The 14,145-nt window shown below is 73.7% G+C and carries 13 protein-coding genes; 3 read left to right on the top strand and 10 right to left on the bottom strand.

Annotated features, from left to right (window positions below):
* Positions 1 to 5: 5 nt before the first annotated feature.
* Entirely contained in the window at positions 6 to 1,622 is a 1,617-nt protein-coding gene (locus AB0C96_RS22555; RefSeq protein ID WP_362919483.1) for an amidohydrolase, read from the bottom strand.
* A 54-nt stretch (positions 1,623 to 1,676) separates the two neighbouring features.
* Positions 1,677 to 1,922 (bottom strand): hypothetical protein, encoded by a 246-nt coding sequence (locus AB0C96_RS22550; RefSeq protein WP_362919482.1) that lies wholly within the window; start codon positions 1,920 to 1,922, stop codon positions 1,677 to 1,679.
* Positions 1,923 to 2,142: 220 nt separating this feature from the next.
* Here AB0C96_RS22550 and AB0C96_RS22545 point away from each other — a divergent pair, with 220 nt between their 5' ends.
* Positions 2,143 to 2,589, top strand: coding sequence for a nitroreductase family deazaflavin-dependent oxidoreductase (locus tag AB0C96_RS22545; RefSeq protein ID WP_362919481.1), 447 nt, complete (start codon positions 2,143 to 2,145; stop codon positions 2,587 to 2,589).
* A 31-nt stretch (positions 2,590 to 2,620) separates the two neighbouring features.
* Here AB0C96_RS22545 and AB0C96_RS22540 read toward each other — a convergent pair whose 3' ends face one another.
* The 3 genes from AB0C96_RS22540 to AB0C96_RS22530 form a co-directional block, all read right to left on the bottom strand.
* Positions 2,621 to 4,594 (bottom strand): ABC transporter permease, encoded by a 1,974-nt coding sequence (locus AB0C96_RS22540; protein WP_362919480.1) that lies wholly within the window; start codon positions 4,592 to 4,594, stop codon positions 2,621 to 2,623.
* 144 nt (positions 4,595 to 4,738) lie between these two features.
* Positions 4,739 to 5,539 (bottom strand): molybdate ABC transporter substrate-binding protein, encoded by an 801-nt coding sequence (gene modA, locus AB0C96_RS22535; RefSeq protein ID WP_362919479.1) that lies wholly within the window; start codon positions 5,537 to 5,539, stop codon positions 4,739 to 4,741.
* 170 nt (positions 5,540 to 5,709) lie between these two features.
* Entirely contained in the window at positions 5,710 to 6,105 is a 396-nt protein-coding gene (locus AB0C96_RS22530) for a helix-turn-helix transcriptional regulator (RefSeq protein WP_362919478.1), read from the bottom strand.
* A 137-nt stretch (positions 6,106 to 6,242) separates the two neighbouring features.
* Here AB0C96_RS22530 and AB0C96_RS22525 point away from each other — a divergent pair, with 137 nt between their 5' ends.
* Positions 6,243 to 6,662, top strand: coding sequence for a TOBE domain-containing protein (locus AB0C96_RS22525; RefSeq protein WP_362919477.1), 420 nt, complete (start codon positions 6,243 to 6,245; stop codon positions 6,660 to 6,662).
* A 71-nt stretch (positions 6,663 to 6,733) separates the two neighbouring features.
* Here AB0C96_RS22525 and AB0C96_RS22520 read toward each other — a convergent pair whose 3' ends face one another.
* From AB0C96_RS22520 to AB0C96_RS22510, 3 genes are all read right to left on the bottom strand, one after another.
* Complete coding sequence (locus AB0C96_RS22520) at positions 6,734 to 7,255, bottom strand: molybdopterin-dependent oxidoreductase (protein ID WP_362919476.1); 522 nt, start codon at positions 7,253 to 7,255, stop codon at positions 6,734 to 6,736.
* Positions 7,256 to 7,457: 202 nt separating this feature from the next.
* Positions 7,458 to 10,301, bottom strand: a complete 2,844-nt coding sequence (locus AB0C96_RS22515; RefSeq protein ID WP_362919475.1) for a molybdopterin cofactor-binding domain-containing protein — start codon at positions 10,299 to 10,301, stop codon at positions 7,458 to 7,460.
* Positions 10,298 to 11,122, bottom strand: coding sequence for an FAD binding domain-containing protein (locus AB0C96_RS22510; RefSeq protein ID WP_362919474.1), 825 nt, complete (start codon positions 11,120 to 11,122; stop codon positions 10,298 to 10,300). Before AB0C96_RS22510 ends, AB0C96_RS22515 begins: the two co-directional genes overlap by 4 nt.
* A 202-nt stretch (positions 11,123 to 11,324) precedes the next feature.
* On the opposite strand from AB0C96_RS22510, the gene AB0C96_RS22505 reads away from it, so the two are divergent.
* On the top strand, positions 11,325 to 12,848 hold the full coding sequence (locus AB0C96_RS22505; protein WP_362919473.1) for a PucR family transcriptional regulator: 1,524 nt from the start codon (positions 11,325 to 11,327) through the stop codon (positions 12,846 to 12,848).
* 31 nt (positions 12,849 to 12,879) lie between these two features.
* Here the strand turns inward: AB0C96_RS22505 and AB0C96_RS22500 are convergent, their stop codons facing one another.
* Both AB0C96_RS22500 and AB0C96_RS22495 read right to left on the bottom strand, forming a co-directional pair.
* A complete protein-coding gene (locus tag AB0C96_RS22500; RefSeq protein WP_362919472.1) occupies positions 12,880 to 13,287 on the bottom strand; it encodes a TOBE domain-containing protein in 408 nt (135 codons plus the stop codon).
* A gap of 69 nt (positions 13,288 to 13,356) precedes the next feature.
* Positions 13,357 to 14,100 (bottom strand): dienelactone hydrolase family protein, encoded by a 744-nt coding sequence (locus AB0C96_RS22495; RefSeq protein ID WP_362919471.1) that lies wholly within the window; start codon positions 14,098 to 14,100, stop codon positions 13,357 to 13,359.
* Positions 14,101 to 14,145 lie beyond the last annotated feature (45 nt).

Below are 14,145 nucleotides of genomic sequence, written 5' to 3'. Positions count from 1 at the left end.
CACGGCTACCGCGGTGCGGGCAGGAAGGTCGGCCGACCGGCGAGCCAGGTGCCGAGGACCTCGATGTGGCGGATCCGCATCGGGTCGGTGGTGCGTGGGTCGGCGGAGAGCCGGACCAGGTCCGCCGGGGCGCCCGGGGTCAACGCGCCGCGGTCGTCGGCGTATGCCTGGTGGGCCGCCCCGGAGGTGTAGGCGTCCAGGGCCTGGGCGGCGGTGAGCCGCTGGTGCGGGGTCCAGCCCTCCCGGGGGAAGCCGTCGACGGTGCGGCGGGTCACCGCGGTCTGGATGCCGGCCAGCGGTTCGTGGGAGCTGACCGGCCAGTCGCTGCCGAAGGAGAGACGGGTGCCGCAGCGCGCCAGGTCGCCCATCGGGTACTGCTGTTCGGCGCGCCGGTCACCCACCCGCGGGATGCTCAACACGCTCTGCAACCGGTCGAGTTGGGCCCATAGCGGTTCGAAGTTGGCGATCACGCCCAACGCCGCGAAGCGCGGCAGGTCGGCGGGGTCGACGAGCTGTACGTGGGTGATGACCGGCCGGCGGTCCCACGGCGGGTTGGCGGCCACCGCACCGCCGATGGCGTCCAGCGCGGTACGGATGCCGGCGTCGCCGATGGCGTGCAGATGGACCTGGAAGCCGTCGGCGTCGAAGGCCCGGACCGCTTCGGCGAGTTCGGTGGCCGGCCAGACCGGCATCCCGCAGGAGTGCGGGGCGTCGTGGTAGGGCTCCAGCAGGGCCGCCGTGCCGCTCTCGATCACCCCGTCGCAGAAGAACGTCACGGTGCGCGCCGACAGCAGCGCGCCGCCCTCGGCCTCGACCCGGCTGCGGGCCGCGACGAACGGGGCGCGCTGGGCCCGCCACCGGGCGGGGTCGGCGCGCTGGGCGAGGTTCACCCGCACGGACAGGACGCCGCGCCGGGCGGCCTCCAGGTAGGGCTCGATCATCTCCGGCCCGACCCGGGCGTCCTGGACCCAGGTCAGCCCGGCGCGGGCGTAGCCCCGGCTTGCCACCCGCAGCGCCTCGACCAGTTCGGCCACGGGTCGGGCCGGCAGCCGGTCGAGGACGAGGTCGCAGGCGTGCCACTCGCGCAGGGTGCCCATCGGGGAGCCGTCGGAGCGCCGCAGGATCCGTCCGAGCGGGGGGTCCGGAGTGTCCCGGTGCACCCCGGCGCGGCGCAGGGCCTCGGTGTTGCACCACAGCGTGTGGTAGTCGTGGGCGCGCAGCACGACGGGCCGGTCGGCCACCGCGGCATCCAGCCAGCGGGCGTCGAACGCGCCGTCGGGCACCAGCGTCGGATCGTAGGAGGCGCCGACGATCCACTCCGCGTCCGGATGTGCCACGGCCCACCGCCCGACCTCCGAGGCGATCGCCGCCACCGACGCCAACTCCTTGACCTGCGGCCCGCCCTCTTCCAGACCGCCGAAGAGCGGATGGGCGTGGCCGTCCCCGAAGGCGGTGGTGAGCAGGCCGGTGCCGAGGTCGACCACTTCCGTGGCGTGCGGGGCCAGGGCCTCGGCGACCGGGCCGAGCGCCGCCACCCGGCCGTCGCGCACGGCGAGCGCGGTGGTGTCGGCGCGGTCGGGCCCGGTGCGGATCCGCCCACGGAAGACCAGGGTGTCCTTCATCCGTCCTGCCTCTCCTCCCCCGGGGCGGTCGGCCGCGTTACCCATCCACCGTCGTCAACTGCCGGTAGCCGTCCGGGTCCCGGCGCCGGATGCGGAGCGCCACCGCCGCTCCGAGGGCGAGCACGAGCGGCAGCGGCGCCAGCAGCGTGCGAACGCCGACCTGACGACGACCGCCGCGGCCTCGGCCACCACGAAGAAGACCAGATCACCGGTGCCGATGGCGCCGGGTCGGAGAGTGGTGGGGCGGGTCGGCGGCGCGGCCGGTGCGACGGCGGGAGGGGCGGACGGCTCACGTCTCATTGCCAGACCGTAGGCGCAGTGCGGGTCGTCGGGAAAGACCGCGCCCCGTCGGCGGCGCCACGGCGGCGGTTGCCGGACACCCCGGGCGGGCCGGGAATGGTTCTGCCGGTCGCGGTGGTTAAGTGAAGGTCAGGGTGATCGTGGACGGCGCCCGCGCCGCGCTTCCACGGTCGGGTACGAGGCCGGTCGGTGCGCGCGTCGACAGAGGGGACGGACGGCAATGCCTCTTCATGGTGAGTACGCACCGAGTCCGGAACAGTGGGTCCGCGATCAGGTGGAGCTGTACGAGGGCTCGGGCGGCAGGCAGGGGACGACGCTCCGCGGGATGCCCGTCGTCGTCCTCACCACACGGGGCGCCAAGAGCGGCAAGATCCGCAAGAGCCCGCTGATGCGGGTGGAGCACGACGGGGCGTACGCCGTGGTGGCCTCCATGGGTGGTGCGCCCAAGCACCCCGTCTGGTACCACAACGTCGTGGCCGACCCCCGGGTGGAGCTCCAGGACGGCCCGGTGCGCCGGGACATGACGGCGCGGGAGGTGACCGGCGAGGAGAAGGCCCTGTGGTGGCGGCGCGCGGTCGAGGCCTACCCCGATTACGAGGACTACCAGAAGCAGACGGACCGTCAGATACCGGTCTTCGTCGTGGAACCGGCGGCGACGGAGCACTGACGGCGGGGCGCGACGGGCCGGGGGTCGCGCCTTAGAGCGTCACCAGCGAGACCTCGGTGGCCTTGACGCTGGTCCAGACGGACACCCCGTCGGCCAGGCCGAGTTCGAGGGCGGCTGCCGGGGTGACCTCGGCGACCAGGTCGGGGGCCTCACGCGAGGTGACCAGGATCCGCAGCCGGCTGCCGGCCGAGGTGATCTCCCGTACGGTGCCGGGCCAGACGTTGCGGGGGCTGCCGACGGGTTTGTCGAGGTGGAGGGAGACCGCCTCGGGGGCGATGATCGCCAACGCCCGGGCACCGTCCGGGAGGCGGTCGGCGACGACGAGGCGGCCCCCGCCGGCGAGCGCCAGACCGTCGTCGACGGCGGTGCCCTGCCAGGCGTTCCGGCCCAGCATCCGGGCGACCCAAGGGGAGCGCGGATGGCGGGTGACCTCGGCGGGCGGTGCGTCCTGGAGGGCGCGCCCGCCGTCGAGGACGAGGACGCGGTCGGCGAGCGAAACGGCCTCGACGGGGTCGTGGGTGACGATCAGGCAGACCCCGCCGAAGCCGGCGAGGTGGCCGCGCAGCGTGTGGCGGACATGGGCCCGGGTGGTCTGGTCGAGCGCGGCCAGCGGCTCGTCGAGCAGCAGCAGCCGGGGCCGGGTGGCCAACGCCCGTGCCAGTGCGACGCGTTGGGCCTGTCCGCCGGAGAGCTGGGCGGGCCTGCGGTGGGCCAGGTGGCCGACGCCGAGCCGGTCGAGCCACTGCTGCGCGGTGCGGCGGGCCTCGGCCCGCGGGGAGCCGTGGGCGCGCAGCCCGTAGGCGGTGTTGGACAGGGCGCTCAGATGCGGGAAGAGCGCGCCGTCCTGCGGTACCCAGGCGACCCCGCGGCGGTGCGGGGGCAGCGTGGTGACGTCGGTGTCGCCGAGGCGCAGCGCGGCCTGGGCGCGCGGGGTGAGGCCGAGCAGGGCGCGCAGCAGGGTGGTCTTGCCGGCTCCGTTGGGGCCGACGACGGCGATGGTGGTGCCCGGTTCGGCGTCCAGGGTGAGCCGGGCGAAGCCGGTGACGTCGGCATGCAGCGACCAGCGCTCCGGGGGCGGGGCCGAGGCGGCGGTGGGCTGTTCGGTGCGCGGGGCGGGCGGAGCGGTCAGCTCGGTGTCGTCGGGGACGGGCGCGCCGCGGACCGTCCGGTCGGCGGTGGCGCCGGTCCAACGGCCGCGCAGGCAGATCAGCACGGCCATGGCGATGACGAGCAGGAGCAGCGACACCGAGGTGGCGGCCTCCGGGGAGTCCTGGAGCAGCAGGTAGACCTGGAGCGGCAGGGTCTGGGTGGTGCCGGGCAGATTGCCGGCGAAGGTGATCGTCGCGCCGAATTCACCGAGCGCGCGGGCCCAGGTCAGCGCGGCGCCGGCGGCGAGTCCCGGGGCGACCATGGGGAGCGTGACGGTCCAGAAGACCCGTACGGGAGAGGCGCCGAGGGAGGCCGCCGTCTCCTCGTAGCGGGGGCGGAGTCCGGCGAGCGTGCCCTCCAGGCTGATGACGAGGAACGGCATGGCGACGAAGGTGGCGGCGACCACCGCGCCGGAGGTGTGGAACGGCAGCACGATGCCGAAGGTGTTCTCCAGCCAGGGGCCGAGCAGTCCGCGGCGGCCGAAGCCGAGGAGCAGTGCGACACCGCCGACGGTCGGCGGCAGCACCATCGGCAGCAGCACCAGCGACCGGACGAGTGCCTTGCCGGGGAAGCTGACCCGGGCCAGCAGCCAGGCGAGCGGGACGCCGAGCAGCAGCGAGAGGCCGAGCGCCCAGAAGGACACCAGCAGCGAGAGGCCGAGTGCCTGGGTGACGCCCGGGCTGGTCAGGTGGGTGCCGATGGCGCCCCAGCTGGTGCGGGCGAGGATGCCGACGAGCGGCAGCAGCAGGAACGCGACGGCGAGCAGCGCGGGGACGGCCAGCGCGGCGGGTGTCCGGGTGCCGGGGGCGCGCAGTCTTCCGGCGGCGGCCGCGCCGGGGGTGCCAAGGCGTCTCATCGTGGTTCCTGGGGTCGGGCTTCGGTCGTGGGCCGTGACGCGGTGCGCACGGGGCTGTCCGCTCCCCCGAGCCGGACAGTCCCGTGCGCGATACGGAGCCGGTCGGTGCGGCCGCCCGGGGCGCGCCGACCGGCTCATGCCCCGTTACGGCTTCTGGAAGCCCGCCTGCTGAAGGATCTTCTGCGCCTCGGGCGTGCTCAGCCACTTCACGAACGCGGCCGCGGCCGCCGCGTGCTGGGAGCCCTTCAGCGTCGCCGCCGGGTAGGAGGCGATGGCGTTCTGGGCGTCGGGGATGTCAACGGCGTCGACCTTCTTCGGCGCGCTGGCCGCGTCCGTCTTGTAGACGAGTCCGGCGTCGGCCTCGCCGAGTTCGACCTTGCTGAGCACGGCGCGGACGTTGGGCTCCTGGGAGACCGGCTTGACGGTGAGCTTCTGGGCGTCCAGGACCTGCTTGCTGTAGCGGCCGACCGGGACCTCGGAGGCGGCGAGGACGACCTTCAGCTTGCTGTCGGTGAGGTTCTTGAGGCCGGTGATCTTCTTCGGATTGCCCTCGCCGGTCGCGATGACGAGGCGGTTCTTGGCGATGACGGTGGGCGTGCCGGCGTCGGCCTTCAGCCCGTCCATGGTCTTGGTGTCGGCGGTGACCAGGGCGTCGGCGGGGGCACCGTTCTTGACCTGGGCGGCCAGTTCCTGGGAGCCGGCGAAGGAGAAGGTCAACTTCGTGCCCGGGTGCTCCTTCTCGTAGGCGGCGCCGGCCTTCTTGAAGACGTCGGTCAGCGACGAGGCGGCGAGCACGGTGAGGTCCACCTCGGCGGTGCTGCCACCGGACTTCTTGGCGCCCTCGTCCTGCTTGGCGTCGTCCTTGCCGCAGGCGGCGAGCGGGACGAGGAGGGCGGCGGTGACCAGCGCGGCGGCGGCGCGGCGCGCCGTGATGAGCTGGGACATGGGGCGGGACTCCTTGTGACGCGGGACGACGGGTGTCGTCCGAGCGGATGGGAATAGCCGCGCCGTGGACGGGCGACGCCGCTGGGGAGAGGCAGCCGACGTGGGGACGGTGGGGACGGTCGGGCTGTGGTGCGACCGCGGTTGCACCGGGTGGGTGCGGCCGCGGTGGTTCAGGTGCGGTCGATGTGCACGCTGGTGGACTTCACACGGGCGGTGGCCTGCATGCCGACCTCCAGTCCCAGTTCCTCCACCGCTTCCCGGGTGAGCAGGGAGACCAGGCGGTGTGGTCCGGCCTGGATCTCGACCTGGGCGGCGACGTCGCCGAGTTTGACGGCGGTGACGATGCCCGGGAAGGCGTTGCGTGCGGAGGTGTACGAGGCGTCGTCCTCACCGGCGCCGATCTGCGCCACCTCGATGGAGAAGGCGGCCAGATCACGGCCGTCGATGAGGCGGCGGCCGCTGTCGTCGCGGTGGGTCGCGACCTTGCCGGCGTCCGCCCATCGGCGGGCGGTGTCGGGGCTGACGCCCAGCAGGCGCGCCGCCTGGCCGATCGTGTAGGACTGCATGTGCGACAACATATGCAGTTGGAGCTGGCATTTGCAATCCTTGAGGCGATCGTCCATGGCAGATGCCAGGGCGGTTGGAGGAAGGGACGAGGTGTGTCGTGATGCGCGGCCGGGCGACTGCGCGCAGGGTGATTCCCATGAGCCTGAGCATCCGAAATCAGCTGTCCGGGACCGTGCTGACCGTCACCCCGGGAGAGGTCATGGCGACCGTCCGGGTCCGTCTGACGGGCGGCCAGGAGATCACCGCGGCGGTCACCCGGGAGGCGGTCGGGGAGCTGGGCATCGCGGCGGGCTCCGAGGTGCGCACGCTGGTCAAGTCCACCGAGGTCGCGCTCGCCACCGGCGCGGTCGAGGGGCTCAGCATCCGCAACCGGCTCCCCGGCACGGTGCGCGCCGTCACCGCCGGAGGGGCGATGGCCGGGGTCAAGGTCGCGGTGGCCGGCGGCGAGCTGACCGCCGCGATCACCAAGGACGCGGTGGAGGACCTGGGCCTGGCGCCCGGTGCGGAGGTGACCGCGCTGATCAAGGCGACGGAGATCTCGCTCGCCGCCGTTTGAACGCAGTGCACCGCGGAGTCTCCCGCCCCGCCGCGGGACGCCGTGCGCACCCCGACCGTCGGCCGGATCGGCTACGGCGACTCGGGCGGCTCACAGGTGCCCAGCCAGATGCCGGTGATGGCGCTGATGTAGCGCGCCCCGCAGCGGTCGGAGGGCACGACGAGCTGACTGCCGGCCGTATCGAGCGGACACGCGTCCATGGCCGTGGCCAGCAGGATCGGCGCGTCGCCGAAGTCGGCGTCGAGCTCGGCCCAGGACAGCACCGTGCGGTGGCCGTCCCCGCCGGTGACGGACAGCAGATAGCGGGAGCGGTCCTTGCGCCGCCGGGCGTCGAAGGCCGGGCCGGCCTCGTCCATGACGTCCCGCAGCAGGGGCCCGTCGAAGGTGTGGCGCTGGGGCCCGTTGGTGGCGCAGTCGAAGACGACCTCGGCCCGTCGCTGCCGCCACCGTGTGCGGAGGTCCGCGACGGTCAGGGTGAGCGGATGGTGCAGCCGACCGCGGATCAGCAGGCGCCGGGGGCCGGCGGACACGGCGTCACCGGGATCCGGGCGTACGACGGTGGTGGTGCGGGACGGCGGGCTGAGTCGGCTCATTCGCTTCCCCCTTGAGGCGGACCGCGCGGCGGCTGCCTCCCTGTGATGCCCGACCGCACCACCGCTGAATCTCGAATACCACCCTCTTTCGCAGTTTTGCCTCGCTGGTGTGAGGTGAAATAGCCCAAGAGGGCGGCATGTCCGGGGTTGAGATCAGGCCATGCACACCGCCTCGTCCGCCGGGCCGGCGCCCGCGGGCCGCTCACACCGACCCCTCGCGCGCGGGGTGCGCACGGGCCGACCGGCCCGGTTCCGCACCGGCCGCGCGGTGCTCCTCCAGCGCCAGCCACACCTTGTCGCGCAGCAGCGGCACCTCCGTGAAGCGCACGCCGGTGGCGTCCCGCAGCGCATTGGCGAAGGCGGGGGCGACCGGGTTGAACGGGCTCTCGCTCATCGACTTGGCACCCAGCGGCCCGATGGCGTCCGAGGTCTGCATGAAGTGCACCTCGGTGCGCGGCACATCGGCGTAGGCCGGCAGCCGGTAGCGGCGGAAGGCGGGGGTGAGGACCTTTCCGGTGTCGTCGACGAGGACCTGCTCGAAGAGGGTCGCGCCGAGCGCCTGGGCGACTCCGCCCTCGACCTGGCCGCGGCACTGGAGGGGGTTCATGACCTTCCCCGCGTCGGCCGAGTGCACGCTGCGCAGGATCCGCATCTCCCCGGTGTCGGGGTCGACGGCGACCCGGAACCACTGGGCGTTGAACGCGACCGAGCGGGGCGATCCGCCCCAGTGGCCGTCCGCCGTCAGCGGCACGTCCGTGCCGCGTGCCGCCTCGTGGAGCTCCTTGAGGGACACCGTCCGCCCGTCGCACTCCACCGCGTCCGCCAGCAGGCGGCACTGGCTGCGCGGGGCCCGGGCGTACTCGGCGGCGAATGTCAGGATCCGCTCGGCCAGCCCGTTGGCCGCCCTCATCACGGCCTTGCCGGCCACCACCGTCCCCGCCGAGCCGAAGGCGCCGGTGTCGTGCCGGACCACATCGGTGTCGGACTGCCGGATGGCGATCCGGTCCACCGTGGTGCCGAGCGCCCCGGCGGTGATCTGCTTGTGCACGGTGGTGGTGCCGTTGCCGAACTCCGCGGTGCCCACCGCGATGTCGTACCTGCCGTCCTCCAGCAGCGTCACCGTGGCGTCGGCGAAGTGCCCGCCGGGCGGCCCGGTCGCGATCATCGACATGGCGGTGCCCTGTCCGACCAGCCAGCCCGCCGGCGCGTCCGCCGCGCTGCGGTCCTCGGCGATGGCGTCCCGGACGACCTTCAGGCACTGGTCGAGGCCGTAGCTGGCGATGTGCAGGTCCTCCTCCTCGCCGCCGGGGCTGATCATGTGCTCACCGGGGCCGATGATGTTCCGCTCCCGGAAGACCAGGGGGTCGATGCCGAGGCGGCGGGCGAGTTCGTCCATGGTCGACTCCACGGCGAAGGTCACCTGGCCCAGCCCGTAGCCGCGGAACGCCCCGGCGGGGACGCAGTTGGTGTAGACGGAGTACGCGTCGACCTTCTTGTGCGGGGCCCGGTAGACGGCCATCGACTCGCCGACGCTGTGGAACATCACGGCCGGGCCGTGGTTGCCGTACGCGCCGGTGTTGGCGACCACCCGGAGCCGGAGCGCGGTCAGCGTGCCGTCCCGCTTCGCCCCCGCCTTGATCGCGATGCTGAACGGGTGCCGGGTGGTGGCGCCGAAGAACTGCTCGGCGCGGGTGAACTCCAGCTTCACCGGCCGCCTCAGCCGCAGCGCGGCCAGCACCACGATGTCCTCGACGAGCATCTCCTGCTTGCCGCCGAAACCGCCGCCGACCCGGCCCGCGACCACCCGGACCTGGTCCTCGGGCAGGTCGTAGAGCGCGCACAGGGCGCGGCGGGTCAGGAACGGCACCTGGGTGCTGGAGCGCACCACGAGCCGTTCCCGGCCCGTGATCCCGTCCTCTTCGGCCGCCTCGGACGCCTCGGACGGCTCGGACGCCTCGGACGGCTCGAAGTAGGCCACCGCACCGTGCGTCTCCAGGCTGGCGTGCTGCACCCGCTGGGTGCGGAAGGTCTCCTCGTAGACCAGGTCGGCGTCGGCGAAGCCCTGCTCGACGTCGCCGATCTCGCCGTGCACCTCACCGACGACGTTCTCCTCCGGCCGGGCGATCCGCGACGCCCCGGCGTCCTTGGGGTGGATCACCGGCGCGCCGGGCCGGATGGCCAGCTCCGGGTCGAGGACGTGGGGCAGTTGCTCGTACTCCACCGCGATCCGGCGGCAGCCCTCCTCGGCCGCCGCCTCGCTGTCGGCGACCACGGCCGCCACCCGCTGTCCGACGAACCGGACCACGTCGTCCAGCACCCTGGTGTCGTCGGGGTCCTCGGTGGGGTGCTCGTGGCGGGCCGAGGAGAACAGCCGCTCGGGGGCGTCGTGGTGGGTGAGGACGGTGTGGACACCGGGCACCCGCAGGGCCGCGGAGGTGTCGATGGCGACGATCCGGGCGTGTGGGTGCGGGGAGCGCAGCAGCTTCATGTGCAGCAGTCCGGGCACGTCGATGTCGAAGGTGTAGCGGGCCGTGCCGGTGACCACCTGCGGCCCGGCCGGGGCGCCCAGGCTGCGGCCGACCGACTGGCCCGGGCCGGGCTCCTCGACGTGGGTGACGCCGCGCACCGCGTCCTCGATCGCGCGGTAGCCGGTGCAGCGGCAGAGGTTGCCCTTCAACGCCCGGGGCAGGTCGGTGAGTTGGTCCTCGTCGAGCTTCGCGGTGGTCATCAGGAATCCGGCCGTGCAGAAGCCGCACTGGAAGCCCTGGGCGTCGAGGAACCGCTGTTGCACGGGGTGCAGGTCGCCGCCCGGCTCGGCCAGCCCCTCCACCGTGGTCACCGAGCGCCCCTCGGCGCGGACGGCCGGGTAGAGGCAGCTGTGCACCGGTTCGCCGTCGACGTGGACGGTGCAGGCCCCGCAGTCGCCGGAGTCGCAGCCCTTCTTGACGCCGAACCAGCCGCGGTCGCGGAGGTAGGTGCGCAGGCACTGCCCGGGCCGGGGCTCGGCGTCGAAGGGGGTCTCGTTCACCCGGATCCGGAAGGTCATCGGTCGGCTCCTTCGGTCAGTTCGCGGCGGATCTCCTCCGCCAGCCGCAGCGCCATGTGCCGGCGCCAGGCCGGCAGTCCGTGGATGTCGTCGAACCAGTCGCCCTCGGTGACGGTCGAGGCGAGGGCGTCGCGCAGCTCCCCGGCGTCCGGCGGCAGCGGGAACCAGAGCCGGAACGGCCGCACGGTGGCCGCGGTGACGGTCACCGCCAGTGAGCCGTCCAGCGGGTCGAGGACGCCGATGACCAGCGCGCCGGAGCGGCCGAGTCCGTACAGGGAGGCCTGCCGGAAGGCGGTACGGCCGACGAGCGCCCGGGCGGGCAGGGTGACCGAGCGGAGCAGTTCGCCCTCGCCGAGGTCCTTGCGGCCGGCGCCGGTGATGAAGTCCGTGACCTTGGTGCGGCGCAGCGTGCCGTCCTGGCCCTGGAGCAGGCAGCTGCCGTCGAGGGCGGCGGTCAGCGAGATCATCGGCCCGGCGGGCAGACCGTTGCAGAGGTTGCCGCCCACGGTGGCCATGTGCCAGATCTTGAAGGAGGCCAGGAAGGCGCGGCAGCACTGCTCGAAGAGGGGGGCCGCCGGGGCGCGGTAGGCCGCCGCGAAGCGGGAGAGCTGGGCGATGGTGCAGGTCGCCGCGATCTCCAGCGAGCCGTCCGGCAGCCGGGTCAGCGGTTCCCAGCCCATCCTGCTCAGGTCCACCAGGCGTCGTAGGTGCGGCTGTGGTTCGGAGAAGAGGTAGGTGCCGCCACCCAGCCAGGCGTCGCCGGTGCGCCACGGGGTGCGCTGCCGGGCGTCGCGCACCTCCAGCACCGTGTTGAGGTCCATGCGGCCGAGTGAAGCAACCGGACGGTGCCCGGCACGACTGGTGCACAACACGGAAAAACACCGTCGCCGGGCCCGTGATCTGGATGATCAACCAAGAAGGCTTTGGCCTGGATCGCCTGGCATTTACGATGCAGACACTCATATTCGCCTCGTGAATGTGAGATGCCGAGGCTTGCCCGGCAGCCGCCCAAGGAGCCAGCACATGCACGTCCACGATCTCCTTCAGGTCGACGCCCTCGACCTGACCCTGCTGTGGGGCGAGGGTGCCCTGCTCGACCGGGAAGTCAGCGGTGTCACCGCCACCGACCTGGAGGACCCGGCACGGTTCCTCCAGCCGGGCGAGCTGGTGCTGAGCGGGCTGGTGTGGTGGGCGCCGGGGGACGACCGCGCGAAGGTCGACCGCTTCGTCTCCGCCCTGCACTCCGCCGGGGCCACCGCGCTGCTGGCCGGCGAGGAGACGCACGGCGCGGTCCCGGACGTCCTCGTCGACGCCTGCCGCGACCACGGCATCGTGCTGCTGGCCGTCCCCGCGCACACCAGCTTCCGCGCCATCACGGAGGCGGTGTATCTGCGCCAGTGGGGAGACCTCAGCCGCCGGCCCACCGGCCACCCCGCGCTGCCGGAGAACGTCCGCACCGAACTGGCCGGGCTGCTCGCCGAGAACGCCGGGCCGGACGCCCTGCTGGAGCGCGCCTTCGCGCACCTGGGCGGAGCGCCCTGCTCGCTGCTGACGGCGACCGGCCGGGTGCTGGCCCGCACCCCGGACGCCCCGGAGCTCTCGGCAGGTCGCGCCGCGCAGGAGCTGCGGACGGCCGCTGCCGGCACCGCCCTGCGGATCGACGGGACCGCCGGCCCGTACGACGGCTGGCACCTCCGGCTGCACGGCGCGGCCGACGTCCCCCCTCGTGTGCTGCACGAGATAGCCGAGGTCATCGCCCAGTACCGGCACCACACCGAGCTGCGGCAGGCGGCCGAACGGCGGGCGGCCGAGGCGCTGTTGGCGCTCGCCGACGCCGGCCCGGTCGACGCCGCGGCGCTCGCCGAAGCGCTGCGGGCCTGCGGGTTGCCGACCACCGGCCCGTACCGGGTGGTGGTGGCCACGCTGGCCGGCGAGGAGCCCGGCGAGGCGGTGAACGCGCTGGCGGAGGCGCTGCGGCACTCCCCCGGCACGGACTGCGCGGTCGGCCGGCTCGCGAGCGGCGAGGCGGCCGCCGTGGTCGGCGCCGCGCGGGACGACGGCACGCTCGCCGCGCTCGACGAGGCGTGGCCGGCCCTGCACGCCTGCCGCCCGCCGGCACCGCTGCACGCCGGGGTCAGCGCCCCGGTGCCCGCGGCGGAGGGGCTCGACTCCGCGCTGGACCAAGCGCGTTACGCCCTGGCGGCGGCCCGCGCCGGGGCCCCGGACGGCGCGCGGGTGACCTGTGTCGAGGACCTCGACACGCTGGGTGCCCTGCTCGCCGGCGTACCGTCCGAGGTCCGCGCGGCCTTCAGCAGCCGGGTGCTGGGCCCGTTGGCACGCGGCGGTTCCGCCTCGCACCGGATGCTGCTGGAGACGCTGGAGGTCTTCCTCGCACAGCACGGATCATGGGCGCGGACGGCCGAGGCGCTCCATCTGCACGTGAACACGGTGCACTACCGCATCCAGCGCATCGAGACGCTCACCGGCCGCGATCTGTCCCGGCTCGACCACAAGCTCGACCTGCACGCGGCGCTGCTGTGCCGCTGACCGACCGCGCGGGCGTACGCGGCGGCCCGGCTCAACTCCGGTCGTCCGGGCGGTCGATGTGCACGTTGGTGGACTTCACCCGGGCGGTGGCGGTCACCCCCACCTCGATCCCCAACTCCTCCACGGCCTCCCGGCTGACCATCGAGACCAGCCGGTGCGGCCCGGACTGGATCTCGACCTGGGCGATCACATCGTCCACGGTCACCTTGGTGACGATCCCGGCGAACGCGTTCCGCACCGACGTCAGCACCTCGCCGGGCACCGGATGCAGCCCGGCGGCCCGCTCCTTGGCGAACCCGGCCAGGCTCACCCCGTCGATGACGCGGTTCCCGGAACCGTCCCGCTCCATCCGCAGCTGCCCGCCGTCGGCCCAGCGGCGGACGGTCTCCGAACTCACACCCAGCAGCCCAGCTGCCTGACCAATGCTGTACGTCGGCACCCCCGCACTCTAAGGGGTGTCCCGTGATCCCTCGCCAGGAGCAGCGGTCGGCGACCGTCGCGGCGGGCCTCACCCGCTGAGGTGACGCCCGAAGAATTCCAGTACCCGCTGCCAGGCCTCCCCCGCGACCTGCGGGCGGTACCCCGGCCGGTCCACGGCGAAGAAGGCGTGCCCGGCACCGTCGTAGGTGTGGAAGGCGTGCACCTTGCCGTGTTTGCGCAGCGCGTTCTCCAGCTCCGCCGTCTCGGCCGGGGAGGGGTGCTGGTCCTCGGCGCCGAAGAGCCCCAGCAGGGGGCAGCCGAGGTCCTTGGTCAGGTGCAGGATCGGTTCGACGGCGAGCGGCGAGTCCTCCGGCGGGCGGCGGACGATGAAGGCCCCGTAGCAGTCCACCGCGGCCTGGAGGTCCAGGCTGCACGCCGCGAGGAAGGACTGTCGGCCGCCCGAGCAGTAGCCGATGGTGCCCACCCGCCTGTTGGACGAGGTGAGCCCGCGCAGATAGCGGGCCGCGCCGGCGACGTCCCCGACCAGCCGTTCGTCGGGTACACCGCCCCGCGCCCGGGCCACCGCGGCGGCCTCGCCCGGCTCGGCGCCCGGTGCCTCGCGGCTGTAGAGGTTGGGGCAGACCGCGGCGAAGCCCTCGGCGGCGAACCGCCGGGTGATCTCCTTGCTGCCGGTGTCGTAGCCGGGCATGTGGTGGATGACCACCACCCCGCCGACCGGCCCGGGAACGAGCGGCCGGGCGGCGTAGGCCTCGATGAGGTCGCCGCGGTGACCGGTGAGGGTGACGGTCTCTGCCAGGAGTGCGTCGTACATGGGGTCCTCGCCCTTGCCTCGGTCGCTGGGGTCGTGGGGCGGCCG

The organism is Streptomyces sp. NPDC048506, assembly GCF_040651315.1.
Taxonomy (GTDB): Bacteria; Actinomycetota; Actinomycetes; order Streptomycetales; family Streptomycetaceae; genus Streptomyces.
The sequence above is the reverse complement of the archived record's forward strand: the minus strand, read 5'-3'. Positions and strand labels throughout refer to the sequence as shown.